The 26,953-nt window shown below is 57.7% G+C and carries 19 protein-coding genes; 13 read left to right on the forward strand and 6 right to left on the reverse strand.

The genetic code is table 11. The annotated features are described in order from the left end of the window. Window positions 1-275 precede the first annotated feature (275 nt). The gene (locus QMG90_RS13970) at window positions 276-3,602 is read left to right on the forward strand and encodes a diguanylate cyclase (protein ID WP_283280240.1); all 3,327 of its coding nucleotides are present in this window, start codon (window positions 276-278) and stop codon (window positions 3,600-3,602) included. On the opposite strand, the gene alkA is transcribed toward QMG90_RS13970, so the two are convergent. Next, window positions 3,595-4,443 (reverse strand): DNA-3-methyladenine glycosylase 2, encoded by an 849-nt coding sequence (gene alkA, locus QMG90_RS13975; RefSeq protein ID WP_283280241.1) that lies wholly within the window; start codon window positions 4,441-4,443, stop codon window positions 3,595-3,597. The two genes, QMG90_RS13970 and alkA, sit on opposite strands and share 8 nt — an antisense overlap. 134 nt (window positions 4,444-4,577) lie before the next feature. Between alkA and yegD the strand changes: the two genes are divergently transcribed. Further along, entirely contained in the window at window positions 4,578-5,930 is a 1,353-nt protein-coding gene (gene yegD / locus QMG90_RS13980; protein ID WP_283280242.1) for a molecular chaperone, read from the forward strand. A 100-nt stretch (window positions 5,931-6,030) separates the two neighbouring features. Here yegD and QMG90_RS13985 read toward each other — a convergent pair whose 3' ends face one another. Further along, entirely contained in the window at window positions 6,031-6,090 is a 60-nt protein-coding gene (locus QMG90_RS13985) for a type I toxin-antitoxin system Ibs family toxin (RefSeq protein ID WP_072171031.1), read from the reverse strand. 285 nt (window positions 6,091-6,375) lie between these two features. On the opposite strand from QMG90_RS13985, the gene QMG90_RS13990 reads away from it, so the two are divergent. The 8 genes from QMG90_RS13990 (at window position 6,376) to yegS (ending at window position 20,011) form a co-directional block, all read left to right on the forward strand. After that, the gene (locus tag QMG90_RS13990) at window positions 6,376-7,626 is read left to right on the forward strand and encodes an MdtA/MuxA family multidrug efflux RND transporter periplasmic adaptor subunit (protein ID WP_283280243.1); all 1,251 of its coding nucleotides are present in this window, start codon (window positions 6,376-6,378) and stop codon (window positions 7,624-7,626) included. After that, a complete protein-coding gene (locus tag QMG90_RS13995; RefSeq protein WP_283280244.1) occupies window positions 7,626-10,748 on the forward strand; it encodes an MdtB/MuxB family multidrug efflux RND transporter permease subunit in 3,123 nt (1,040 codons plus the stop codon). The genes QMG90_RS13990 and QMG90_RS13995 overlap by 1 nt, the downstream gene beginning before the upstream one ends. Next, the gene (gene mdtC / locus QMG90_RS14000) at window positions 10,749-13,826 is read left to right on the forward strand and encodes a multidrug efflux RND transporter permease subunit MdtC (RefSeq protein WP_283280245.1); all 3,078 of its coding nucleotides are present in this window, start codon (window positions 10,749-10,751) and stop codon (window positions 13,824-13,826) included. It abuts the gene before it with no gap. 2 nt (window positions 13,827-13,828) lie between these two features. After that, window positions 13,829-15,244, forward strand: coding sequence for an MFS transporter (mdtD, locus tag QMG90_RS14005; RefSeq protein WP_283280246.1), 1,416 nt, complete (start codon window positions 13,829-13,831; stop codon window positions 15,242-15,244). Continuing rightward, a complete protein-coding gene (gene baeS, locus QMG90_RS14010; protein ID WP_283280247.1) occupies window positions 15,241-16,644 on the forward strand; it encodes an envelope stress sensor histidine kinase BaeS in 1,404 nt (467 codons plus the stop codon). Before mdtD ends, baeS begins: the two co-directional genes overlap by 4 nt. Then, window positions 16,641-17,363: an envelope stress response regulator BaeR gene (baeR, locus tag QMG90_RS14015; protein ID WP_038162797.1), complete on the forward strand. Its 723-nt coding sequence runs from the start codon at window positions 16,641-16,643 to the stop codon at window positions 17,361-17,363. Before baeS ends, baeR begins: the two co-directional genes overlap by 4 nt. A 118-nt stretch (window positions 17,364-17,481) precedes the next feature. Beyond that, window positions 17,482-18,843 (forward strand): prephenate-dependent tRNA uridine(34) hydroxylase TrhP, encoded by a 1,362-nt coding sequence (gene trhP / locus QMG90_RS14020; protein WP_283280248.1) that lies wholly within the window; start codon window positions 17,482-17,484, stop codon window positions 18,841-18,843. Between the two features lie 268 nt (window positions 18,844-19,111). Next, window positions 19,112-20,011: a lipid kinase YegS gene (gene yegS / locus QMG90_RS14025; RefSeq protein WP_283280249.1), complete on the forward strand. Its 900-nt coding sequence runs from the start codon at window positions 19,112-19,114 to the stop codon at window positions 20,009-20,011. Between the two features lie 45 nt (window positions 20,012-20,056). On the opposite strand, the gene fbaB is transcribed toward yegS, so the two are convergent. Then, the gene (fbaB, locus tag QMG90_RS14030; protein WP_283280250.1) at window positions 20,057-21,109 is read right to left on the reverse strand and encodes a class I fructose-bisphosphate aldolase; all 1,053 of its coding nucleotides are present in this window, start codon (window positions 21,107-21,109) and stop codon (window positions 20,057-20,059) included. A 252-nt stretch (window positions 21,110-21,361) separates the two neighbouring features. On the opposite strand from fbaB, the gene QMG90_RS14035 reads away from it, so the two are divergent. From QMG90_RS14035 to QMG90_RS14045, 3 genes are read left to right on the forward strand one after another with little or no spacing between them, the layout of a single operon-like run. Further along, entirely contained in the window at window positions 21,362-22,645 is a 1,284-nt protein-coding gene (locus QMG90_RS14035; RefSeq protein WP_283280251.1) for a nucleoside permease, read from the forward strand. Continuing rightward, window positions 22,642-23,646 carry an ADP-ribosylglycohydrolase family protein gene (locus QMG90_RS14040; RefSeq protein WP_283280252.1) on the forward strand — a complete coding sequence of 335 codons (1,005 nt, stop codon included), beginning with the start codon at window positions 22,642-22,644 and terminating at the stop codon, window positions 23,644-23,646. The genes QMG90_RS14035 and QMG90_RS14040 overlap by 4 nt, the downstream gene beginning before the upstream one ends. After that, window positions 23,643-24,608 carry a PfkB family carbohydrate kinase gene (locus QMG90_RS14045; protein WP_283280253.1) on the forward strand — a complete coding sequence of 322 codons (966 nt, stop codon included), beginning with the start codon at window positions 23,643-23,645 and terminating at the stop codon, window positions 24,606-24,608. Before QMG90_RS14040 ends, QMG90_RS14045 begins: the two co-directional genes overlap by 4 nt. Here the strand turns inward: QMG90_RS14045 and QMG90_RS14050 are convergent. Genes QMG90_RS14050 through thiM form a run of 3 tightly spaced genes read right to left on the reverse strand, consistent with a single transcriptional unit; the run spans window position 24,582 to window position 26,950 of the window. Further along, on the reverse strand, window positions 24,582-25,328 hold the full coding sequence (locus tag QMG90_RS14050; RefSeq protein WP_283280254.1) for a GntR family transcriptional regulator: 747 nt from the start codon (window positions 25,326-25,328) through the stop codon (window positions 24,582-24,584). The two genes, QMG90_RS14045 and QMG90_RS14050, sit on opposite strands and share 27 nt — an antisense overlap. Window positions 25,329-25,364: 36 nt before the next feature. Beyond that, window positions 25,365-26,165 carry a bifunctional hydroxymethylpyrimidine kinase/phosphomethylpyrimidine kinase gene (thiD, locus tag QMG90_RS14055; RefSeq protein WP_283280255.1) on the reverse strand — a complete coding sequence of 267 codons (801 nt, stop codon included), beginning with the start codon at window positions 26,163-26,165 and terminating at the stop codon, window positions 25,365-25,367. Then, window positions 26,162-26,950, reverse strand: coding sequence for a hydroxyethylthiazole kinase (gene thiM, locus QMG90_RS14060; protein ID WP_283280256.1), 789 nt, complete (start codon window positions 26,948-26,950; stop codon window positions 26,162-26,164). The genes thiD and thiM overlap by 4 nt, the downstream gene beginning before the upstream one ends. Between the last annotated feature and the right edge of the window lie 3 nt (window positions 26,951-26,953).

The following is a 26,953-nucleotide window of genomic DNA, read 5'->3' on the forward strand; positions in this document are numbered from 1 at the left end:
ATTATAGGGATTTCAACGCGCCGATACCAGTCATGCTTGCGGATCTGCCAAAGCAAATACAGAAACGCGTAATATCCGCCTTAGTGCAAATTTTTATGCCTGGTTTTAATGCAGCATCGGCAGTTTTCGACCATTCTAAGTAATTAATATCTCGACGCTGTCAAAATATGAACAACCACAATAGGAATTGTAAATTGTTTGTACTAGCATAACTTCAGATAATCGTTCAGTCGTCCGGGCTTGCTCCTGGCGGGAAAGCTACGCGGATTGTAGTAATGAAGAAACCATACCATCGTGTATTCGTCACTCCGGCCCGTCCTCTGCTGCATTTTGCCAGCCTGGGACTCGTGACGTTCATCTTTACACTTTTTTCGCTTGAGCTGACCCGCTTTGGCACCCTGCTCGCGCCGCTGTGGTTCCCGACCTCAATCATGATGGTCGCCTTTTACCGCCATGCCGGAAAATACTGGCCGACGATTGCCCTCGTCTGCTCCGCTGGTAATATCGCTGCCTCATTAGTGTTGTTTCCCGTCGCTGCCGCCAACCTGGGCTATGTGGCGATAAATATTGCCGAAGCGCTGTTGGGCGCGGTACTGCTGCGTAAGCTGCTGCCGAACTATAATCCGCTGCAGAATCTCAACGACTGGATACGGCTGGCTATCGGCAGCGCGGTGATCCCCCCCCTGTTTGGCGCGCTTCTGGTCTGGCTGCTGATCCCCGGCGATAAACCACTGCAAACGATCATCGTCTGGGTGCTGTCAGAAACCATTGGTGCCCTGGCGCTGGTTCCTCTGGGGCTGCTGTTTAAATCGCACTATCTGTTGCGCCACCGTGATCCGCGACTGCTGCTGGAAACGCTAATCACGCTCGCCGTGACGCTGGCGCTGAGCGGTCTGGCGATACACTGGCTGCCCTGGCCTTTCACCTGTGTAATTGTGCTGTTGATGTGGAGCGCGATTCGTCTGCCGCGCATCGAAGCCTTTCTGGTTTTTCTGCTGACGGTGATGATGGTGTCGCTGATGATGGCCGCCGATCCCGACATCATTACCGCGCCGCACACCTACGCGCTGAACAATGCGGCCTGGCTGCCGTTCCTGATGATTCTGTTACCCGCCAACGTCATGACCATGGTGATGTACGCCTTTCGCGCCGAACGTAAACACATCACCGAAAGCGAGGCGCGTTTCCGCAATGCGATGGAATATTCAGCGATCGGCATGGCGCTGGTCGGCACCGAAGGCCAGTGGCTGCAGGCTAACAAAGCGCTGTGCCAGTTTCTGGGTTACAGCCAGGACGAACTGCGGGCGCTGACCTTTCAACAACTGACCTGGCCTGAAGATCTGAATAGTGATCTCGTCCAGCTCGATTTGCTGGCGAAGGGCGACATCAACAGCTATTCGATGGAAAAGCGTTACTACACCCGCAAAGGGGACGTGGTATGGGCGCTGCTGGCGGTGTCGCTGGTGCGACACGCCGACGGTTCGCCGCTCTATTTCATCGCCCAGATTGAAGATATTAACGATCTCAAACACACCGAATGGGTGAACAAACGGCTGATGGAGCGCATTACCCTCGCCAACGAAGCCGGCGGGATTGGCATCTGGGAATGGGAGCTGGAGCCGGACGTGATCAGCTGGGATAAGCGCATGTTTGAGATGTATGACGTGCCGTCGCACCTCAAACCCACCTGGAAGCTGTGGTACAACTGCGTGCTGGAAGAAGATCGCCCTCATGCCGAGCAGACCATTCGCAACGCCCTGCGCGCCCGTTCGCCGTTCAAGCTGGAGTTTCGCATTCAGGTGAAGGACGGCATTCGCCATATCCGCTCGCTCGCCAACCGCGTTCTGAATAAAAATGGCGAAGTGGAACGCCTGCTCGGTATCAGTATGGATATGACCGAGGTAAAACAGCTCAACGAAGCGCTGTTTCAGGAGAAAGAACGCCTGCACATCACCCTTGATTCCATCGGCGAAGCCGTGCTGTGTACCGACATCCATATGAACGTCACCTTTATGAATCCGGTGGCGGAAAACATGAGTGGCTGGACGCAGGAACAGGCGCTAAAACAGCCGCTGCTCAACGTGCTGCATATCACCTTTGGCGACAACGGCCCGCTGATGGAAAACATCTACAGCGGTGACTTCTCGCGTTCAGACATTGAACAGGATCTGGTGCTGCACAGCCGTCACGGCGGCAGCTACGATATTCACTACAGCATTACGCCGCTCAGCACCCTGGACGGACATAACATCGGCACCGTACTGGTCATCCAGGACGTGACCGAGTCGCGCAAAATGCTGCGTCAGCTCAGTTACAGCGCCTCCCACGATGCGCTGACGCAACTGGGCAATCGCGTCAGCTTTGAAAATCATCTCAAACGGCTGCTGCACAACGTGCAGGAAACACATCAAAAACATGCGCTGGTGTTTATCGATCTCGATCGTTTTAAAGCCGTTAACGACACCGCCGGGCACGCGGCAGGCGATGCCCTGCTGCGCGAGTTGTCGGCACTGATGCTCAGCATGTTACGCACCAGCGACATCCTGGCGCGTCTGGGCGGCGATGAGTTTGGCCTGCTTCTGCCGGACTGCAACATCGAGAGCGCACGCTATACCGCGACGCGCATCATTACGGCTATCAATGATTACCAGTTCCACTGGGAAGATCGTACCCACCGCGTTGGTGCCAGCGCCGGGGTCACGCTGATTGATGAGAGCAATAACGTGGCGTCCGAGGTGATGTCACAGGCCGATATCGCCTGTTATACCTCGAAAAACAGCGGGCGCGGCATGGTGACGGTGTACGAATCGCAACAGGCAAACCAGCCTGCGCGCAGTACCCTGACGCAGGATGAGAAATGGCGCATCATCAAAGAGAACCATCTGGTGTTTATGGCCCGTAGTGTCGCCTCGCCACGTACTCCGGAAGCCAGCCACTTCTGGTTGCTGTCGCTGCGCCTGTGGACCAGCGAAGGTGAAATGCTGGAAGAGAAAGCATTCCGCAACAGCCTGTCCGAAAGCGAACTGTTGCGGGCGCTGGACCGCCGGTTGCTCGCTGAATTCTTCCTCCAGTGGGCGCAAAAAGTGGCGGCAAAAGGCATCGGCGTGACCTTACCGTTATCATCAACCAGCCTCGCCAGCGCGCCGTTGATTGACGAGCTGCTCGGTCAGCTGACGGAAAGCAAGATACCTGCCAGGCTGCTGCATTTTGTCATCAGCAGCGACTGCCTGCTCAGTGAGGATCCGACAATGGCGCAAAGCATTCGGCGGTTACGCCAGGTGGGCTGCAAACTCATTCTCAGCCATCCGGGCCAGGATCTGGATATCTTTAACCGCCTGACACCGGATACCGCCGACTACATCATGCTCGACGCTGACTCGGTGGTAAACGTGCATCTCAATCTGATGGATGAAATGATGGCGACCATCGTGCACGGTCACGCGCACCGGCTGGGAATGAAAACTATCGCCGGCCCGACCAACGAATCGCTGGTGATGGACACGCTGTCGGGTATCGGCATTGATATGATTTTCGGCGACACCATCTCACAAAACCAGCCGCTGGAGCTGGTTCTGCACAGCAGTTATTTCGCGATTAACTGATGTCCGGCGCCCAGTCGTCGGTGTACCAGATGTGCAACAGGGCGTACGAGCGCCACGGCTGCCAGCGCTCGGCATAACGGCGAATTTGCGCGGGCGTCATGCCGGGAAAACGCTGCTTGATCAGGTAATCATCGGGCAAAAACACGTCTTTGGCCTGCCAGCCGCGCAGGGCAAAATAGTTTGCCGTCCAGCGGCCAATGCCGGGAAACGATTGCAGAGACTTCATCCCCTGCTCGATGTTATCGGGCGCCATCAGCGGGAGTTCACCGCTCAGCGTTGCGTTCGCCAGATGAATCAGCGCCTCAGCGCGCTTCAACGGCATGCCGAGCGTTTTCAGACGGAGCGGATCGGCTTGCGCCAGTTGCTGCGGCGTCGGGAAGCAATAAAACCCCGGCGCGTTTTCCAGCGGCTCCCCGCAGGCATGTACCACTTTTGAAGTCAGTTTCGCCGCCATGCTGACGCTCACCAGTTGCCCCAGGATCGCCCGAATCCCCTGCTCAAATGCATCCAGCGCGCCAGGCAGACGCAACCCCGGACGCGGCGCACCAAGCGGCCCTAACGCCCGGGAAACCACCTGCGGATCACAGCGCAAATCCAGCAAGCGTTCGACCCGCGCCAGACACTGTTCGGCAACCGGCAACAATCCGTCGCTCAGCGTGACCCGCAGCGTCCGGGTGTGTTCGTCCGGCGCAAGCGTCATCAGCCCCCGATGACCGTCGAGCGCAAAACTACGGGTATAGCGCCCGTCGCTGAACACTTCAACGCCCTCAACGGCACGCATCTTCAGAAAGCCAAACATCCAGTCCCAGTCATAAGGCGGTAGCCAGCGCAGTGTATACATAAACGCTCCTTTATCAGTGGCTAAAGCATATACGTCACGACGACAGGATGCCTTGCTTTTATATTCCAGTTGTCGTCGTCGCCACATTCCGCTAAAGTCGCCACCCTTTCTTCACTGGCATGGGGATAAGTGACGTGTTTATTGGTTTTGATTACGGCACCGCAAACTGTTCGGTGGCGGTCATGCAGGACGGCAGCCCGCGACTGCTCACCATGGAAAACGGTAGCACTCTGTTGCCGTCGATGCTCTGCGCGCCCACGCGCGAAGCAGTCAGTGAATGGCTGTACCGCCATCATGATGTGCCGTTAATGGGTGATGAAACCCAGGCGCTGTTGCGTCGGGCGATTACGTTCAATCGCGATGAAGACATTGAGGTGCTGCAAAATAGTGTGCAGTTCGGTCTCGCCTCGCTGAAACAGTATATGGACGATCCTGAAGAAGTCTGGTTCGTCAAATCACCGAAATCGTTCCTGGGCGCCAGCGGTCTGAAGCCGCAGCAGGTGGCACTGTTTGAGGATCTGGTTTGCGCAATGATGCTGCATATCAAACAGCAGGCACAGACGCAGTTGCCGGAAAGCATCGACCAGGCGGTGATTGGCCGCCCGATTAACTTCCAGGGACTGGGCGGCGAAGAGGCCAACCAACAGGCGCAGGGGATCCTTGAACGCGCGGCAAAACGTGCCGGTTTTCGCGACGTGGTCTTTCAGTATGAACCGGTCGCCGCCGGGCTCGACTTCGAAGCCACGCTGACAGAAGAAAAACGCGTGTTAGTGGTGGATATCGGTGGCGGTACCACCGACTGTTCTTTGTTGCTGATGGGGCCGACATGGCGTCACCGTCAGGATCGCGCGCAAAGCCTGCTCGGCCACAGCGGTTGTCGCATCGGCGGTAACGATCTGGACATCGCGCTGGCATTCAAATGCCTGATGCCGTTGCTGGGTATGGGTGGCGAAACGGAGAAAGGTATCGCGTTGCCAGTACTGCCGTGGTGGAATGCGGTTGCCATCAACGACGTACCCGCACAAAGTGATTTCTACAGCAGCGCTAATGGTCGTGCACTGCGCGATATGGTTCGCGACGCGCGCGATGCTGAAAAAGTCGCATTACTGTTAAAGGTCTGGCAACAACGTCTGAGCTACCGGCTGGTACGCAGCGCCGAAGAGAGCAAAATCGCCCTCTCCGACCGCCAGGAAATTACCACTGCCCTGCCGTTTATCAGCGAATCACTGGCAACGGACATCAACCAGGCCGGTCTGGAAGCTGCGCTGAACCAGCCACTGGCGCGCATCCTGGAACAGGTACAGTTAGCTCTTGATAACAGCAACGTTCGCCCGGACGTCATCTACCTGACCGGTGGCAGCGCGCGCTCGCCGCTGATCCGTAAAGCGCTGAGCGAACAGCTTCCCGGCATTCCGGTCGCCGGTGGCGATGATTTCGGTTCGGTGACCGCCGGGCTGGCGCGCTGGGCACAGGTTGTCTTTGCCTGATTTCACGATCCGCCTCGGGAAAGCGGGGATTGACTCCGCCGCGTAATCGTCTTAACGTGGAGGGATAAGGGAAAGGGAGGAGTATCCTCCCCCTGGTGTCTTAGTAAGCTGTGAAACTTATAACTAAGAGTATCACCAGTATGATGACGAGCTTCATCATATGCCCTTTCCTTCTGAAGGCCCCTTCCTCGGGAGGGGCTTTCCCGTTTCAGCCCCTTGCTGAAATCCTTTCAGCCTGACCTCCCTGCCGGTACGCACTTTAGCGCGCAACGCGGGTTTCCTGCTCAGCTTTCCTTCCGCCTTGCGAGGCGTCTCGTAAAACGCTGATATTGACTGCTTCTCAGACGAATCCTGACGGTGTTTCATATTTCCTCCATTTTTCCGGGGAGCGCGATGACTAAACTAGTATCATCTCCGACACGTTTCAGGATGAGAGTCGATAACGATGAAAGGCAGTAAGAAAACCCGCTGGGGAAGCGCACTGGCCGTGATGGTGGTGATTGCCGCTGCGGGCTACTGGTACAGTCGTTCCGCACCGGATACGACCACGCCCACCGCTAAAGAACAGGGGCAAAAGCCTGCCGCAGGGGCACGCAGAGGCGGACGTTTTGGCGGCGCGCTGGCGCCCGTCCAGGCGGCGACCGCCACCAGCGAATCCGTCCCCCGTTATCTCACCGGGCTTGGCACCGTCACCGCGGCCAACACCGTGACCGTTCGTAGCCGGGTTGAAGGCCAGTTACTGGCGATTCACTTCCAGGAGGGCCAACAGGTAAAAGCGGGCGATCTGCTGGCGGAAATCGATCCCAGCCAGTTTAAAGTGGCGCTGGCACAGGCGCAGGGCCAGCTGGCAAAAGACACCGCTACCCTCGCCAATGCACGCCGCGATCTGGCGCGTTATCAGCAACTGGTGAAAACCAGCCTCGTCTCCCGCCAGGAACTCGACACCCAACAATCGCTGGTCAGCGAAAGTCAGGGCACCGTTAAGGCTGATGAAGCAAACGTCGCCAGTGCGCAGTTACAGCTCGACTGGACGCGCATTACCGCCCCCATTGATGGTCGTGTCGGTTTAAAACAGGTGGATATCGGCAACCAGATCTCCACCAGCGATACCAACGGTATTGTGGTGCTGACCCAGACGCATCCTGTCGATCTGGTCTTTACCCTGCCGGAGAACGACATCTCTACTATCGTTCAGGCGCAAAAAGCCGGGAAAACCCTGACAGTGGAAGCGTGGGATCGCACCAATAAGCAGAAACTGAGCGCGGGTACCCTGCTGAGTCTTGACAACCAGATTGACGCTACCACCGGCACCATCAAACTGAAAGCACGCTTTAACAACGAAGACGACGCGCTGTTTCCCAACCAGTTCGTCAACGCGCGCATGCTGGTGGATACCGAACAAAACGCCGTAGTGATCCCCACCGCCGCGCTGCAAATGGGGAACGACGGTCACTTCGTCTGGGTACTGAATATGGACAATAAAGTCAGCAAGCACAACGTCACTCCGGGCATTCAGGACAGCCAGAAAGTGGTGATCAGTGCCGGGTTATCCGCAGGCGATCGCGTGGTCACCGACGGGATCGACCGGCTAACGGAAGGCGCGAAAGTGGAAGTGGTGGAAGCGCACAGCACCACCGCAGCCCCGGCAGAAAAACCGACCGCGCGCGACTATGGACAGAAAGGAGCACGCTCCTGATGCAGGTATTACCACCGGGCAGCACGGGCGGCCCGTCCCGCCTGTTTATCATGCGTCCTGTTGCCACCACGCTGTTGATGGTGGCGATTTTGCTCGCCGGGGTGATTGGCTATCGCTTCCTGCCGGTCTCTGCCCTGCCGGAGGTCGATTACCCGACGATTCAGGTGGTTACGTTGTATCCTGGCGCCAGCCCGGATGTGGTGACATCAGCCATTACCGCGCCGCTTGAGCGGCAGTTCGGGCAGATGTCCGGTCTCAAACAAATGTCGTCGCAAAGTTCCGGCGGCGCTTCGGTGGTCACCCTGCAGTTTCAGTTGACGCTGCCGCTGGATGTCGCTGAGCAGGAGGTGCAGGCCGCTATCAATGCAGCAACCAATCTGCTACCAGACGATTTACCCAATCCCCCTGTCTACAGCAAAGTTAACCCTGCCGATCCGCCGATCATGACGCTCGCCGTTACCTCTTCCGCCATGCCGATGACCCAGGTGGAAGACATGGTCGAAACCCGCGTCGCGCAGAAGATTTCACAGGTCAATGGCGTGGGTCTCGTCTCCCTTGCTGGCGGCCAGCGTCCGGCGGTGCGGGTGAAACTTAACGCGCAGGCCATCGCCGCGCAGGGGCTGACCAGCGAGACGGTACGTACGGCGATTACCAGCGCTAACGTCAACTCGGCGAAGGGGAGTCTTGACGGCCCGGCGCGCGCGGTGACGCTGTCGGCGAACGACCAAATGCAATCCGCCGAAGAGTACCGCCAGTTAATCATTGCCTATCAGAACGGTGCCGCCATTCGCCTTGGCGACGTGGCGACCGTCGAACAGGGCGCGGAAAACAGCTGGCTGGGGGCGTGGGCCAACAAAAAACAGGCGATTGTGATGAACGTCCAGCGCCAGCCGGGCGCGAATATCATCGATACCGCCGACAGCATCCGCCAGATGCTGCCGCAACTGACAGAAAGCCTGCCGAAATCGGTGCAGGTGAAAGTCTTGTCCGATCGCACCACAAACATTCGCGCGTCGGTCAGCGACACGCAGTTTGAGCTGATGCTGGCTATCGCGCTGGTGGTCATGATTATCTATCTGTTCCTGCGCAACATCCCCGCCACCATCATTCCTGGCGTGGCGGTCCCGCTGTCGCTGGTCGGTACGTTTGCGGTAATGGTGTTCCTCGATTTTTCGATCAACAACCTGACGCTAATGGCGCTCACCATCGCCACCGGGTTCGTGGTTGATGACGCTATCGTGGTGATCGAGAACATCTCGCGTTATATCGAAAAAGGCGAAAAACCGCTGGCCGCCGCGCTGAAAGGGGCCGGGGAGATCGGCTTTACCATCATTTCACTGACCTTCTCGCTGATTGCCGTGCTGATCCCGCTGCTGTTTATGGGCGATATCGTGGGGCGTCTGTTCCGCGAATTTGCCGTTACCCTCGCAGTGGCGATTTTAATCTCTGCCATCGTCTCGCTGACGCTGACGCCGATGATGTGCGCGCGCATGCTGAGCCACGAATCACTGCGCAAGCAAAACCGTTTTTCGCGTGCCAGCGAGCGCTTCTTTGATAACGTTATTGCCGGGTACGGCCGCTGGCTGGCGAAGGTACTTAACCATCCATGGCTGACGCTGGGCGTGGCGCTGGCAACGCTGGTACTCTCTGTTTTGCTGTGGATTTTTATCCCGAAAGGCTTTTTCCCGGTACAGGACAACGGCATTATTCAGGGCACGTTGCAGGCACCGCAATCAGTCTCCTTCGCCAGCATGGCGCAGCGCCAGCAGCAGGCCGCGGATAAAATCCTCAGTGATCCCGCCGTGGAAAGCATGACTACGTTTGTCGGCGTTGACGGCACTAACCCGGCGCTGAACAGTGCGCGTCTGCAAATTAACCTCAAGCCGCTGGCGCAGCGTGATGACCGCGTGCAGACCGTCATCCGCCGTCTGCAACGCGAGATCGACGGCATTCCAGGCGTCGACCTCTATCTGCAACCGGCGCAGGATCTCACCATCGACACCACCGTCAGCCGCACGCAGTATCAGTTTACGTTGCAGGCGAACTCGCTGGATGCGCTCAGCACCTGGGTGCCACAGCTGATGACGCAATTGCAGGCATTGCCGCAACTGGCCGATGTCAGCAGCGACTGGCAGGACAAAGGGCTGGCGGCGTATGTTAACGTTGATCGCGACAGCGCCAGCCGTCTCGGTATTTCAATGGCGGATGTCGATAACGCGCTGTATAACGCCTTTGGTCAGCGGCTGATCTCGACGATTTACACCCAGTCTAACCAGTATCGCGTGGTGCTGGAGCATGACACCAGTGAAACGCCGGGGCTGGCGGCGCTGGACAACATTCGCCTCACCAGTAGCAGTGGCGGCAGCGTGCCACTGACAGCCATCGCTAACGTTGAGCAGCGTTTTACGCCGCTGTCGGTGAACCATCTTGATCAGTTCCCGGTGACCACCATTTCGTTCAACGTCGCGCAGGGCTCTTCGCTGGGTGACGCCGTCGACGCCATCATGAGCGCTGAGAAAACGCTGAACCTGCCCGCCGATATTCGTACCGAATTCCAGGGCAGCTCACTGGCGTTTCAGTCGGCGCTCAGCAGCACCGTCTGGCTGGTGGTCGCCGCGATTGTGGCGATGTATATCGTGCTCGGCATCCTGTATGAAAGCTTTATTCACCCGATAACTATTCTGTCGACGCTGCCCACGGCGGGCGTTGGCGCGCTGCTGGCGTTGCTGCTCTCCGGCAGCGAACTGGACGTGATCGCCATCATCGGCATTATCTTGCTGATCGGTATCGTGAAGAAAAACGCCATCATGATGATCGACTTTGCGCTGGCCGCCGAACGCGAACAGGGTATGGCGCCGCGCGAGGCGATCTACCAGGCCTGTTTGTTGCGTTTCCGTCCGATTCTGATGACCACCCTGGCGGCGCTGCTCGGCGCCCTGCCGCTGATGCTGAGTACTGGCGTCGGCGCTGAACTGCGTCGTCCGCTGGGGATCGGCATGGTCGGCGGTCTGCTGGTCAGCCAGGTGTTAACGTTGTTCACCACGCCGGTTATCTACCTGCTGTTTGACCGTCTGTCGCTGCACCTGAAGAGCCGTTTCCCGAAACGTGAAGAGGAGGCGTAAATGAAGTTTTTCGCCCTCTTCATTTACCGCCCGGTGGCGACGATCCTTATCTCGCTCGCCATCACCCTGTGCGGCGTGCTGGGGTTCCGGCTGTTGCCGGTCGCCCCGCTGCCGCAGGTGGATTACCCGGTGATCATGGTCAGTGCCTCGCTGCCCGGCGCTTCGCCGGAAACCATGGCCTCGTCCGTCGCCACGCCGCTGGAGCGGTCATTAGGGCGCATCGCCGGGGTCAACGAAATGACCTCCACCAGCTCACTTGGCAGCACCCGCATCATCCTGCAGTTCGACCTCAATAAAGACATCAACGGCGCGGCACGCGACGTGCAGGCGGCGATTAATGCCTCGCAAAGTCTGTTGCCAACCGGTATGCCGAGCCGCCCGACCTACCGAAAAGCCAACCCGTCTGACGCGCCGATCATGATCCTGACACTAACGTCAGACACCTACTCACAGGGCGAACTGTACGATTTCGCCTCAACGCAGTTAGCGCAGACGGTGGCGCAAATCGACGGCGTGGGCGACGTTGACGTCGGTGGCAGTTCGCTGCCCGCGGTGCGTGTCGATCTCAACCCGCAGGCGCTGTTCCACCAGGGCGTCTCACTGGATGACGTTCGTAGCGCCATCAGCAGTGCCAACGTGCGTAAACCACAGGGGGCGATTGAAGATGGCAGCCATCGCTGGCAGCTTGCCACCAACGATGAACTCAAAACCGCCGATGAATACAAACCGCTCATCGTTCATTACAACAATGGCGCGGCAGTGCGTCTGGGTGATGTGGCGACGGTCAGCGATTCGGTGCAGGACGTGCGTAACGCCGGGATGACCAACGCTAAGCCGGCCATTCTGTTAATGATCCGCAAGCTGCCGGAAGCCAACATCATTCAGACCGTGGATGCGATCCGCGCCCGCTTGCCGGAACTCAAAGAGACCATTCCCGCCGCCATTGACCTGCAGATTGCCCAGGACCGCTCTCCCACCATTCGCGCCTCGCTGGAAGAAGTGGAACAAACGCTGGTGATCTCCGTCGCGCTGGTGATCCTCGTGGTGTTCCTCTTTTTACGCTCCGGGCGTGCAACGCTGATCCCGGCGGTGGCGGTGCCTGTTTCGCTGATCGGCACGTTTGCCGCCATGTATTTATGCGGCTTCAGCCTGAACAACCTGTCGCTGATGGCACTGACGATCGCCACCGGGTTTGTGGTCGATGACGCGATTGTGGTGCTGGAGAATATCTCACGGCACCTTGAAGCGGGGGTAAAACCGTTGCAGGCCGCGCTTCAGGGGAGCCGGGAAGTTGGTTTTACCGTTCTGTCGATGAGCCTGTCATTGGTGGCGGTCTTTTTACCGCTGCTGCTGATGGGCGAACTGCCGGGCCGGTTATTGCGTGAGTTTGCGGTGACGCTATCGGTCGCGATCGGGATTTCGCTGGCGGTATCATTAACCCTGACGCCCATGATGTGCGGCTGGCTGCTGAAAAGCCATAAGGCGCACCAGCCGGTGCGCAAACGCGGTTTTGGCCGGATGCTGGTAGCGATGCAGCAGGGGTATGGCCGCTCGCTGCGCTGGGTGCTGAACCATACCCGGCTGGTCGGGGTGGTGCTGTTGGGCACCATTGCGCTCAATATCTGGCTTTACATCTCCATTTCGAAAACCTTCTTTCCGGAGCAGGATACCGGCGTGCTGATGGGCGGTATTCGGGCAGATCAGAGCATCTCTTTCCAGGCCATGCGCGGCAAACTTCAGGACTTCATGAAAATCATCCGTGAAGATCCCGCCGTTGATAACGTCACTGGTTTTACCGGCGGCTCGCGGGTCAACAGTGGCATGATGTTTATCACCCTGAAATCCCGCGACCAGCGTCAGGAAACCGCACAGCAGGTGATCGACAGGCTACGCGTTAAGCTGGCGAAAGAGCCCGGGGCGAATCTGTTTCTGATGGCGGTGCAGGATATCCGCGTGGGCGGGCGTCAGGCCAACGCCAGCTATCAGTATACCCTGCTGTCAGATGACCTCGCCGCTCTACGAGAGTGGGAGCCGAAAATCCGCCGGGCGCTGGCGGCGTTGCCGGAACTGGCAGACGTCAACTCCGACAGCGATGACAACGGCGCCGAGATGGATCTGGTTTACGATCGTGAAACCATGTCGCGGCTTGGCATCAACGTGGAAGCGGCAAACAGCCTGCTGAATAACGCCTTCGGCCAGCGTCAGATCTCGACCATTTATCAACCGCTGAACCAGTACAAAGTGGTGATGGAGGTGGATCCGGTCTACACCCAGGACGTCAGTGCGCTGAATCAGATGTTCGTGATTAATAACGACGGCAAAGCAATTCCGCTCTCGTATTTTGCCAAATGGCAGCCTGCCAACGCGCCGCTGTCGGTGAATCATGAGGGGCTTTCCGCTGCCTCCACCGTCTCCTTTAACCTGCCGACCGGGAAATCGCTGTCTGATGCCAGCGCAGCCATTGAACGCACGATGACGCAACTGGGTGTACCATCAAGCGTGCGTGGCAGTTTTGCTGGCACGGCGCAGGTTTTCCAGTCGATGATGCAATCGCAGGTGATCCTGATTCTGGCCGCCATCGCGACGGTCTATATCGTGCTGGGGATCCTGTACGAGAGCTATGTACACCCGCTGACCATTCTTTCCACGCTGCCGTCGGCGGGAGTCGGCGCGCTGCTGGCGTTACAACTTTTCGGCGCCCCATTTAGCTTAATCGCCCTGATTGGTATCATGCTGCTTATTGGTATCGTCAAAAAGAATGCCATCATGATGGTCGACTTTGCGCTTGAGGCGCAACGCACCGGCAATCTGTCGCCTGAGGAGGCTATTTTTCAGGCCTGCCTGTTGCGTTTCCGGCCGATTATGATGACCACGCTGGCGGCGCTGTTTGGCGCGTTGCCGTTAGTGTTATCCGGCGGCGATGGCTCCGAACTGCGCCAGCCGCTGGGGATTACCATTGTGGGTGGCCTGGTGATGAGCCAGCTACTGACGCTGTACACCACGCCGGTGGTGTATCTTTTCTTTGATCGTCTGCGTTTGCGCTTTGCCCGCAAACCCCGACAACCTGTGACCGGGTGAACATGGTAGATCTTCCGCGTAGCGTTCGCTGGCAGCTATGGATTGTGGCCTTCGGCTTCTTTATGCAGTCGCTGGATACCACTATCGTCAACACTGCCCTCCCCTCGATGGCGAAAAGCCTCGGGGAGAATCCGTTGCACATGCATATGGTGATTGTCTCGTATGTCCTGACCGTCGCCGTGATGCTGCCTGCCAGCGGCTGGCTCGCTGACCGCGTCGGTGTGCGAAACGTCTTTTTCACCGCCATTGTCCTGTTTACCGCCGGTTCGTTGTTCTGCGCGCAATCCAGTACGCTGAATGAGCTGGTGATGGCCCGTGTGTTGCAGGGCGTGGGCGGTTCGATGATGGTGCCGGTCGGGCGTTTAACGGTGATGAAAATCGTCCCGCGCGATCAGTACATGGCGGCGATGACCTTCGTGACGCTTCCCGGACAGGTAGGGCCATTGATGGGACCGGCCCTCGGCGGGATCCTGGTGGAATACGCCTCCTGGAACTGGATTTTTCTCATCAATATTCCGGTCGGGATTATTGGCGCGATTGCCACACTGATGCTGATGCCCAACTACACGTTGCAGACGCGGCGCTTTGATGTGTCGGGCTTTATTTTGCTGGTGATTGGCATGGCGACACTGACGCTGGCGCTCGACGGGCAAAAAGGACTCGGTCTGTCGCCACTGATGCTCGGCATACTGGTCACCGTCGGGCTGTTTTCCATTCTGTTTTATCTCTGGCATGCGCGTGACAACGACACGGCGCTGTTCAGCCTCAAGCTGTTCCGTACGCCGACGTTTTCTCTTGGGCTTGGCGGCAGCTTCGCCGGGCGTATCGGTAGCGGCATGCTGCCGTTTATGACGCCGGTATTCCTGCAAATCGGCCTTGGCTTCTCGCCGTTTCATGCCGGGTTGATGATGATCCCGATGGTCATTGGCAGCATGGGCATGAAACGTATTATCGTGCAGGTGGTCAACCGCTTCGGTTATCGCCGGGTGCTGGTGGCGTCAACGCTGGGGCTGGCGCTGGTCAGCCTGCTGTTCATGACGGTTGCGCTGCTGGGCTGGTATTACCTGCTGCCGGTGGTGCTGTTTGTGCAGGGAATGGTGAACTCCACCCGCTTCTCCACCATGAACACCATGACGCTGAAAGATTTACCGGACGAATATGCCAGCAGCGGCAACAGCCTGTTGTCGATGATCATGCAGTTGTCGATGAGTATTGGCGTCACCGTCGCCGGGTTGTTGCTCGGGCTTTATGGTCAGCAACATGTCGCTACCGACACCAGCGCCACGCATCATATTTTTCTCTACACCTACCTCAGCATGGCGGTGATCATTGCGCTGCCGGCACTGATTTTCAGGCATGTCCCCGACGACATCACCAAAAACGTGGTGATAAACCGACGTAAAAGGAGGGAATCGTGAAATTCTGGCGTCCGGGGATCACCGGTAAACTGTTTCTCGCTATTTTTGCCACCTGCATTGTACTGCTGGTCACCATGCACTGGGCGGTGCGGCTGAGCTTTGAACACGGCTTTATTGATTACATCAAGCGCGGCAACGAACAGCGCCTGCAACTGCTGGGCGATGCGCTCGGCGAGCAGTATGCGCTGCACGGCAACTGGCGTTTTTTGCGCAATAATGATCGCTTTGTCTTCCAGATACTGCGCTCGCTCGAGCACGATGGGGGCGATGATCGCCCCGGTCCTGGCATGCCGCCGCACGGCTGGCGGACGCAATTCTGGGTAGTTGATCAGGATGCCCATGTGTTAGTTGGCCCGCGCGCGCCCGTTCCACCGGATGGCACCCGGCGCGCGATTGTCGTCAACGGTGCCGAGGTGGGCGCGGTGATCGCCTCCCCCGTTGAGCGCCTGACGCGCAACACCGACATCAATTTCGACCGTCAGCAAAAGCGCACCAGTTGGCTCATCGTCGCGCTCTCCACGCTACTGGCGGCGCTGGCGACCTTCCCGCTGGCTCGTGGTCTGCTGGCGCCAGTGAAACGGCTGGTGGAAGGTACCCATCAGCTGGCGGCAGGGAATTTTTCCACCCGCGTCACCGCCACCGGTGCTGATGAGCTGGGAAAACTGGCGCAGGATTTTAACCAGCTCGCCAGCACGCTGGAACGCAATCAACAGATGCGTCGCGATTTTATGGCCGATATTTCCCACGAGCTGCGCACCCCGCTGGCGGTACTGCGCGGTGAACTGGAAGCCATTCAGGATGGCGTGCGTCAGTTTACGCCGGAGTCCGTCGCGTCATTGCAGGCGGAAGTCGCCACGCTGACTAAACTGGTGGAAGACCTGCACCAGTTGTCAATGTCCGACGAAGGCGCGCTGGCGTACCAGAAAGCCACCGTTGATGTGGTGACGCTGCTGGAGATGGCGGCGGGCGCTTTCCGCGAACGGTTTGCCAGCCGCGGGCTGTCCATCGCCTTTTCGCTGCCGGAAACCATCACCGTGTTCGGTGACCGCGACCGCCTGATGCAACTCTTCAACAACCTGCTGGAAAACAGCCTGCGCTACACCGACAGCGGCGGTAAGCTGCTGATTAGCGCAGTGACGGAAAATCATACCGTCACCATTGATTTCGCCGACAGCGCGCCCGGCGTCACTGACGAACAGCTGAATTTACTTTGCGAGCGCTTTTACCGTACCGAAGGGTCGCGCAATCGCGCCAGCGGCGGCTCCGGCCTGGGTCTGGCGATTTGCATGAACATCGTCGAGGCGCACGGCGGCACGCTCAACGCCACGCATTCGCCTTTTGGCGGGGTTAGCATTAAAGTAGAGCTACCGTTGGAACGCGATTTACCGAGAGACGTATGACCACGCTACCCATTGATGACAACGCACCACGGATTTTGATCGTGGAAGATGAACCCAAGCTGGGGCAGTTGCTGATCGACTATCTGCAGGCGGCGAACTACGCGCCGACGCTTATCAGTCATGGCGACAAAGTGCTGTCGTATGTGCATCAGACGCCGCCCGATCTCATCCTGCTGGATCTGATGCTGCCCGGCACCGACGGCCTGACGCTGTGTCGCGAAATTCGTCGTTTCTCGGAAGTGCCGGTGGTGATGGTGACCGCCAAAATTGAAGAAATCGACCGCCTGCTGGGGCTGGAAATTGGCGCTGACGACTACATCTGCAAACCCTACAGCCCGCGCGAAGTGGTCGCCCGCGTGAAGACCATTTTGCGTCGTTGCAAACCGAAGCGTGAGTTGCAGGCGCTGGATGCCGAAAGCCCGCTGATTGTTGATGAAGGCCGTTTTCAGGCGTCATGGCAGAACAAGTTGCTGGATTTAACCCCCGCCGAATTTCGCCTGTTGAAAACGCTCTCCAGCGAGCCGGGGAAAGTCTTCTCCCGCGAGCAACTGCTCAACAACCTGTACGACGATTACCGCGTAGTGACTGACCGCACCATCGACAGCCACATCAAAAACCTGCGCCGTAAACTGGAGGCGCTGGATGCTGAGCAGTCATTCATTCGCGCCGTGTATGGTGTTGGTTATCGCTGGGAGGCGGACGCCTGCCGTATCGGCTAGAATCTTCGGTTTACTCCCCTGCGACCCGGCGCTACAATTCCGGCCCTAAATGTAAGGGTACTCCCCTGCCGCTTCACCGTGTGACGCGGATCTGACCTGTCATCAGAACGAGAAAATCATGTTTAAACCGGAACTCCTTTCCCCGGCGGGAACGCTGAAAAATATGCGTTACGCGTTTGCCTATGGCGCCGATGCCGTTTATGCGGGCCAGCCGCGCTACTCCTTGCGTGTACGCAACAACGAATTCAATCACGAAAACCTTCAGCTTGGCATTAACGAAGCTCATGCGCTCGGCAAAAAATTCTACGTGGTGGTTAACATCGCGCCGCATAACGCCAAGCTGAAAACGTTCATTCGTGATCTGAAACCAGTGGTGGAAATGGGACCGGATGCGCTGATTATGTCCGATCCGGGGCTGATTATGCTGGTACGCGAGCACTTCCCGGAGATGTCCATCCACCTTTCCGTCCAGGCCAACGCCGTTAACTGGGCAACCGTGAGATTCTGGAAGCAGATGGGCCTGACCCGCGTGATCCTCTCCCGCGAACTGTCGCTGGAAGAAATCGAAGAGATCCGCAATCAGGTGCCGGACATGGAGATCGAAATCTTCGTTCACGGCGCGCTGTGTATGGCCTATTCCGGCCGCTGCCTGCTCTCCGGCTACATCAACAAACGCGATCCAAACCAGGGCACCTGCACTAACGCCTGCCGCTGGGAATATAACGTCCAGGAAGGTAAAGAGGACGACGTCGGCAACATCGTGCATAAATATGAGCCGATTCCGGTGCAGAACGTGGAGCCGACGCTGGGCATCGGCGCGCCAACGGACAAGGTGTTTATGATTGAAGAGGCGCAGCGCCCGGGCGAATACATGACCGCGTTCGAAGACGAACACGGCACCTACATCATGAACTCGAAAGATCTGCGCGCCATTGCACACGTTGAGCGTTTGACGCATATGGGCGTTCACTCGCTGAAAATCGAAGGCCGCACCAAATCCTTCTACTACTGTGCCCGTACCGCGCAGGTTTATCGCAAAGCCATCGACGACGCCGCCGCCGGTAAACCGTTTGATACCAGCCTGCTGGAAACGCTGGAAGGGCTGGCGCATCGCGGTTATACCGAAGGTTTCCTGCGCCGTCACACCCATGACGATTATCAGAACTACGAATATGGTTATTCGGTTTCCGAGCGTCAGCAGTTTGTCGGCGAGTTCACCGGCGAGCGTAACGGCGCACTGGCCGCTGTAGCGGTGAAAAACAAGTTCAGCGTGGGCGACAGCCTTGAGCTGATGACACCGCAGGGCAACGTCAACTTTACGCTGGAGCACATGGAAAACGCGAAAGGTGAAACGATGCCGATCGCGCCGGGCGATGGTTACACCGTCTGGCTGCCGGTACCGGAAGAACTGGTGCTGGATTATGCACTTCTGATGCGTAATTTCGCGGGTCAAAGTACCCGCAACCCGCACGGTAAGTAGTTAATCTGGGTTATTTTTTCTGCGCGGAAGATTCTTAGAATCCGATCACATACCGCTTCGTTCATTAAGGGTATTATCACTACGCTGAAAAACATAACCCATAAAGCTAGCTGTACCAGGAACCACCTCCTTGGCCCGTGTAATCTCCCTTACGCGGGCTTATTTTTTTCCCCCTCTTCACTATTTTCCGCTGTTTCAGTCTGTTCCTGGGCGACATTTCCAATCCTGCGATAAACTTGTTCTCATGTTAAAAAATGAGGCACCAAGGATGACCACATTTCCCGCCAGTTTGCTGATTCTCAATGGTAAAGGCGCTGATAACGCCCCACTGCGTGATGCCGTAACCCAGTTGCGTAATGAAGGTGTGGAGATCCACGTTCGCGTGACCTGGGAAAAAGGCGATGCCGAACGTTATATTGACGAAGCCCGTCGGCTGGGCGTTGCTACCGTGATTGCCGGGGGCGGCGACGGCACCATTAATGAAGTCGCTACGGCGCTGATTCACTGTCAGGGCGATGATATTCCGGCGCTGGGCATTCTGCCGCTTGGCACTGCCAACGATTTTGCCACCAGCGTCGGCATTCCGGACGAACCGGATAAGGCGCTGAAACTCGCCATCGCCGGTAACGATATCGCCATTGATATCGCCCAGGTGAATGACAAAACCTGTTTTATCAATATGGCAACGGGTGGCTTTGGTACCCGCATCACCAGTGAAACCCCGGAAAGACTTAAAGCCGCGCTGGGCGGTATTTCATACCTGATTCATGGATTAATGCGCATGGACACGCTCAAGCCAGACCGCTGCGAAATTCGCGGTGAAAACTTTAACTGGCAGGGCGATGCGCTGGTGATTGGCATCGGCAACGGCCGTCAGGCCGGTGGCGGGCAGCAATTGTGCCCTGATGCGCTGATCAATGATGGTTTGCTTAACCTGCGGATCCTGACGGGCGAGGAAATCCTCCCCGCCCTGTTCAGCACGCTGGCGAAATCCGGGCAGAGTCCGAATATTATCGAAGGCGCGTCATCATGGCTGACGATTAGCGCCCCCCATGACATCACCTTCAACCTTGACGGCGAACCGCTCAGCGGTCGCGAATTCCGCATTGAAATTCTGCCGTCAGCGTTACGCTGCCGGTTGCCGCCGGACTGCCCGCTACTGAAGTAAAAGGCCAGTATCACCTCTCCCGCAAGAGAGGTGATGAATCCGCCATCAGGCGATAGTCACTTTCGCGTCGAGATAAACATCCTGCACGGCATTGATCAGCTTCACGCCGTCGGTCATGGTTTTCTTGAACGCTTTACGGCCCAGAATCAGCCCCATGCCGCCCGCGCGTTTGTTGATCACCGCCGTCCGTACCGCATCAGTGAGATCGGTCTCGCCGCCCGCGGCACCGCCGGAGTTGATCAGCCCGGCGCGCCCCATATAGCAGTTCGCCAGTTGATAACGCACCAGATCGATCGGGTTTTCACTGGTCAGCTTGCTGTACACCCGGTCATCGGTATAGCCGAAGTTCACCGCTTTATAGCCGCCGTTGTTTTCCGCCATTTTCTGTTTCACGATATCTGCGCCAATGGTCGCCGCCAGATGGTTCGCCTGACCGGTTAAATCAGCAGAAACGTGGTAATCGACACCGTCTTTCTTAAAGTCCGGGTTACGCAGATAGGCCCACAGCACGGTCACCATGCCCAGTTCATGCGCGCGCTCAAACGCCGCAGAAATCTCTTCAATCTGGCGACGTGATTCGACAGAGCCAAAATAGATTGTCGCCCCTACCGCCACCGCGCCCATGTTGAACGCCTGCTCAACGCTGGCATAGAGGGTCTGGTCATAGGTGGTTGGGTAGCTCAGGGTTTCGTTGTGGTTAAGTTTTACCAGAAATGGAATGCGATGCGCGTAACGGCGGGACACCGACGCCAGCACGCCGTAGGTGGAGGCCACACAGTTACACCCGGCTTCAATCGCCAGTTCGACAATATTCTTCGGATCAAAATAGAGCGGGTTGGCGGCAAACGAGGCGCCAGCAGAGTGTTCCACGCCCTGATCCACCGGCAAAATGGACAGATAGCCTGTCCCGGCCAGACGGCCCGTGTTATACAGCGTCTGCATATTTCGCAGTACCGCCGGGGGACGATTATTATCAATCATCACACGGTCAACGTAATCATGACCCGGCAGATACAGCTGGTCAGCGGAAATGGTCATACAACGGTGCTGTAACAGGCTGTCGGCGTCTTTGCCAAGCAATTGCGCAATATCAGTCATAACGATGCTCCCGTAAGTTCCGACATGATGTCAGAAATGGATTGTCCTGACCCGCACCATCGCGGGCAGAATAAGCCTGGTACTCCACGGGCAGTTTTGCCAGCCTGCAGGGTGTTTTTAAGCACAATCCGCTGTCACGTTTCAGGTGCGGTAATTTGCGAGAGCGATCAAACTTTCCGATCAAAGGTATTTAAAAGGTATTATTCATTGGTATTGTTAAGGCGTACCTTACCTGTCATGAAGGATTTAACGATGAAAACTACAGTAAAGCTGTCGTTCATGATGTTTGTTGAATGGTTTATCTGGGGCGCCTGGTTTGTACCGCTGTGGCTGTGGCTGAGTAAAAACGGGTTCAGTGCGGGTGAAATTGGCTGGTCTTATGCCTGTACGGCGATTGCGGCAATCCTGTCGCCAATCCTCGTCGGCTCGCTGACCGACCGCTTTTTCCCGGCGCAAAAAGTGCTGGCCGTACTGATGTTTGCCGGGGCGATCCTGATGTATTTCGCCGCGCAGCAAACCACTTTTGCAGGCTTTTTCCCGCTGCTGCTCGCCTACTCGCTGACTTATATGCCGACGATAGCCCTGACCAACAGCATCGCCTTTTCTAACGTCCCGGACGTCGAGCGTGATTTTCCGCGCATTCGCGTCATGGGTACCATTGGCTGGATTGGCTCCGGTCTGGTGTGCGGCTTCCTGCCTGAAATGCTGGGCTACGCCGATATCTCGCCGACCAGCATTCCGCTGCTGATCACCGCCGGCAGTTCGGCGCTGCTGGGGGTATTCGCCTTTTTCCTGCCGGATACGCCGCCGAAGAGCACCGGCAAAATGAGCCTGAAAGTGATGCTGGGGCTTGATGCGCTAATTCTGTTGCGCGACAAGAACTTCCTGGTCTTCTTTTTCTGCTCTTTCCTGTTCGCGATGCCGCTGGCGTTCTACTACATCTTCGCCAACGGTTATCTCTCCGAAGTGGGGATGAAAAACGCCACCGGCTGGATGACGCTCGGTCAGTTCTCCGAAATCTTTTTCATGCTGGCGCTGCCTTTCTTTACCAAACGCTTTGGTATCAAAAAGGTATTATTGCTTGGTCTTATCACTGCGGCGATCCGCTACGCGTTCTTTATCTACGGTGGCGCGGACCATTACTTCACTTACGCCCTGCTGTTCCTCGGCATTCTGCTGCACGGTGTGAGCTATGACTTCTACTACGTCACCGCCTATATCTACGTTGATAAAAAAGCGCCGGTGACCATGCGTAACGCCGCGCAGGGGTTGATTACCCTCTGCTGTCAGGGGTTCGGCAGCCTGCTTGGTTACCGCCTGGGCGGTGTGATGATGGAGAAAATGTTCGCCTATAAAGAACCGGTGAATGGACTGACCTTTAACTGGGCGGGCATGTGGACCTTCGGCGCGGTGATGATTGCCGTGATTGCAGTCCTGTTTATGTTGCTGTTCCGCGAGTCTGATAGAGAAATCACTGCCATTAAAGTGAAAGAAGACAACCGCGATATTGCGTTAACACAAGGGGAAGTTAAATGAAATACGAGCGTATTCTCGGTGCCTTATATGGCCAGGCGGTAGGGGATGCGATGGGTATGCCATCGGAACTGTGGCCGCGTTCAAGGGTGAAAGCGCATTTCGGCTGGATCGACCGCTTTCTCCCCGGGCCTGCGGAAAACAGCGCCGCCTGCTATTTCAAACGTGCTGAGTTTACCGACGACACCTCCATGGCGCTGTGTCTTGCTGATGCGCTACTGGAGTGTGAAGGTCAAATCGATCGGGATGTGATTGGCCGTCACATCCTGGCGTGGGCCGAACGTTTTGATGCATTCAATAAAAACGTGCTCGGCCCGACGTCGAAGATTGCGTTACGCGCCATTCGCGACGGCCAGCCGGTCAGCGCACTGGAGAACAACGGCGTCACCAATGGCGCCGCAATGCGCGTTTCGCCGCTGGGCTGCATGTTGCCGACGGCAGATCTGGATCGCTTTATTGATGATATCGCCCTCGCCTCCAGCCCGACGCATAAGTCTGATCTGGCGATTGCCGGTGCGGTGGTGGTGGCGTGGGCGATTTCCCGCGCCATCGACGGCGAACGCTGGGGAAACATTGTCGAAGCGTTGCCTGCTATCGCCCGTCATGCGCAGGAAAGACGCGTCACCACCTTCAGCGCCTCGCTGGCGGCACGGCTGGAGCTGGCGCTGAAAACAGTACGTGAGGCCAATGGCGTGGAGTCTGCCAGCGAGCAGCTTTATCAGCTCGTCGGTGCAGGCACCAGCACCATTGAATCGGTACCCTGCGCCATTGCCATGGTGGAGCTGGCGCAGACCGATCCCAACCGTTGCGCGGTACTGTGCGCCAACCTCGGCGGTGATACCGACACCATCGGCGCGATGGCCACCGCCATCTGCGGTGCGTTGCAGGGGATTGACGCCATCGACCCGGTGCTGAAAGCGGAGCTGGACAGCGTAAACCATCTGGATTTCACCCGCTATGCCAGCGCGTTGCGGGGGTATCGTCAACAGCGGGAGGCGCTATGAAGGGATCAGGGCTGGCCGATAAACTCAGAACGCTGGAACAACAGCGCCCGGTCACGGTGATTGGCGCGGCGGTGATTGACGTTATCGCCGATGCCTACGCCCTGCCCTGGCGCGGCTGCGACATCGAGCTTAAGCAGCAGGGAGTGAATATCGGCGGCTGCGCGTTAAACATTGCCGTAGCGCTGAAACGACTGGGGATCAGCGCCTGCAATGCGCTGCCGCTCGGCCAGGGCGTGTGGGCCGAAATCATTCGCAATAACCTGGCGCGTGAAGGGCTGGTCAGTGCTATCGATAACGCCACCGGCGACAACGGCTGGTGCCTGGCGCTGGTCGAACCTGATGGCGAACGGACGTTTATGTCATTCAGCGGTGTGGAAAACGAATGGGTTCCGGCATGGCTGGAGGCGTTACCGGTGCAGGATGGCGGGCTGGTTTATCTCTCCGGCTATCAACTGGCGTCGCCGTGCGGCGAGCTGCTGGTCAACTGGCTGGAGAACACCGCGGGCATGACGACGCTCATCGACTTCGGTCCGCGGATTGCAGACATTCCTCCGGCGCTGATGGCGCGTATTATGGCCTGTAAACCGCTGGTTTCGCTCAATCGCCAGGAAGCGGAAATCATTGCTGAAATTGCGGATTTACCGGCGGAGACCAGCGCCTTCGGTCCGGCCTGGCTTGCCCGCTATGGCGCGCCGGTAATTATTCGTCAGGACAAAGATGGCGCCTGGTATTTCACACCGGAGGCGCAGGGGCATGTTGCCGCGTTTCCGGTGGACGTTGTCGATACGATTGGCGCGGGAGACAGCCACGCGGGCGGCGTTCTTGCCGGGCTGGCGGCGGGATGGGCATTGCCGGACGCAGTCAGGCTGGGGAATGCGGTTGCGTCCTGGGTTGTCGGGCATCGCGGCGGCAACTGCGCGCCCTGGCGCGAAGAATTACTCCTCGCACACGAAAACGTATAGATCGCTGCGGCAGTGGCTGATGCTGTATTCAATCGGCCGCTGCAGCTGATCCAGCGCTACCTGTTTGATCACCAGCACCGGGATCCGGTCATCCATTTTGATATGTGACTGAAATTCAGCGTCCGGCATGCGGGCGCTGACCCGCGAGCGCGTGCGTTGCGGGAAAATATTCTGGCTGCGAAAGTACTCGTACAATGAAATGCCAATCGCGTCAGGATCAGCAATCAGCGGCGCCGGCACCCAGGACTCCTCAATAGACACCGCGTCTTCATCAACGTAACGAATACGTTTGAGCAAAAAAACTTCGCTGCCGGGCGACACCGCCAGCTCCACCGCCACCTCGTCCGGACAGGCGACGATGCGTTTGTTGACCCATAACGTGTCCGGTTTTTTGCCGCGCAAGACCACCTGTTGCGAAAAGCCGCGCGCCTCTTTCAATGAATATTCAAAGATATTATTGATTTGCGTACCGTAGCCGCGCGAACGCGTGACCACGCCTTCATCTTCCAGCGTCTGCATCGCCTTGCGCACGGTAATGCGCGATACTCCGGTCAACTGGCTGAGATCGCGCTCGCCAGGCAGGATATTGCCGTGTTCAAGCCAGCCGCTGCGAACCGCATTCTTCACCGTTTCGGCAAACTTCAGGTACAACGGCATATTGTCGGCAGCGGCGATGCGCTCATTCAGTTGCTCAATAAGACGGGTATGCGCTTGTTCCATCGACTCTTTTCCTGGCAGTGATCTCCTGCCAGTATACTACCACCACGCATGAAAGTGATGCACCGGTCCAATTCCATGTCCCACTTCCAGAGAATCCGCCTGTGCCAGCGCTGCCGACAGCCATGCTTTCGCTTCCGGCACGGTCTCCAGCCAGTTGTTATGACGCGGACGTAACGCCGCCAGCGCCGCCGACAGTGTACAGCCGGTGCCGTGCGTATTTTTCGTTGGTACACGCGGGGTGGTAAACCGCTGCTCACCGGCGGCGGTAAACAGCCAGTCCGGGCTTTCGGCATCATCCAGATGCCCGCCCTTCATCAGTACCGCCTCGCAGCCCAGCGCCCGTAATGCTCGCCCTTGTTCGAGCATTTCTCGTTCATTCTGCGCATGCGGCGCGTCCAGTAGCGCTGCGGCTTCCGGCAGGTTTGGCGTGATCAGCGACACCTGCGGTAGCAGATGTTTACGCAAGCTCTCTACCGCCGACGGCGACAGCAGCGGATCGCCGCTCTTCGCCAGCATGACAGTATCGAGCACTACGTTCTGAATACGGTAACGTTGCAGTCGCTCCGCCACCGCTTCGACGATATCTGTCTCCGCCAGCATGCCGATTTTGGTGGTATCAATGCGCACATCGCTGAACACCGAATCGAGTTGCGCGGCGACGAAATCCGGTTCGATGCGATAGACCGACTGTACACCGCGGGTATTTTGCGCCACCAGTGCGGTGATCACCGCACAGCCGTATGCGCCGAGCGCCGAGAAGGTTTTCAGATCAGCCTGAATACCTGCGCCCCCCGTCGGGTCCGTTCCGGCAATCGTCAGAGCGTTAATGCGTTTCATACTTGCACCTCCCCGCTTAGCGTATACAGCGCATCAAGAAAGGCGGGTTCAAACGCTCCCGGCCCGTTGCCGTTTTGCGCAGCAATCTCGCCCGCCTGTTTCATCACGCCACAGGCGGTGGCGACATTAACCAGCCGATCACCTGGCAGGGCGCAGAATGCAGCAACCACCGCCGACAGCGCGCAGCCGGTGCCGACCACGCGAGTCATCAGTGGAGAACCACCTGCAACAGCGAGGGTTCGCTCGCCGTCAGTGACATAATCCGTTTCCCCGGTTACAGCAACAATCGCACCACTTTGCTGCGCCAGTTTCTGCGCTGCCGGGACAGCGGCGGCGGCGGTGTCTGTGGTATCGACGCCACGCCCTCCCCGGCTCATTCCGGCGAGCGCCATAATTTCAGAGGCGTTGCCGCGAATGGCGGTAGGGTGCAAATTTAAACTTTGCTGGCAAAAGCGGGTACGCAGCGACAACGCGCCGACGGCGACCGGATCCAGCGTCCAGGGTTTTCCCGCCTTAACGGAGCTGCCGATCGCCGCCTGCATCGCCGCAGCGCGGTCTGCTGTAAGAGTGCCGACGTTTATCAGCAACGCATCAGCGACAGCCGCAAACTCAGCGGCTTCGTCAGGATCAATCACCATCGCCGGTGACGCGCCGAGCGCCAGCAGAACGTTAGCGGTAAAGGTCTGAACGACGTCATTGGTCATGCAGTGCACGAGCGGAGAACGGGTACGGAACGATTGTAAGGATTGCGCGATAAGCGCCGGACTAAGCAGGTCAGATGGCATGGT

Origin of the sequence: Trabulsiella odontotermitis, assembly GCF_030053895.1 — a bacterium.
GTDB lineage: Bacteria > Pseudomonadota > Gammaproteobacteria > Enterobacterales > Enterobacteriaceae > Trabulsiella > Trabulsiella odontotermitis_C.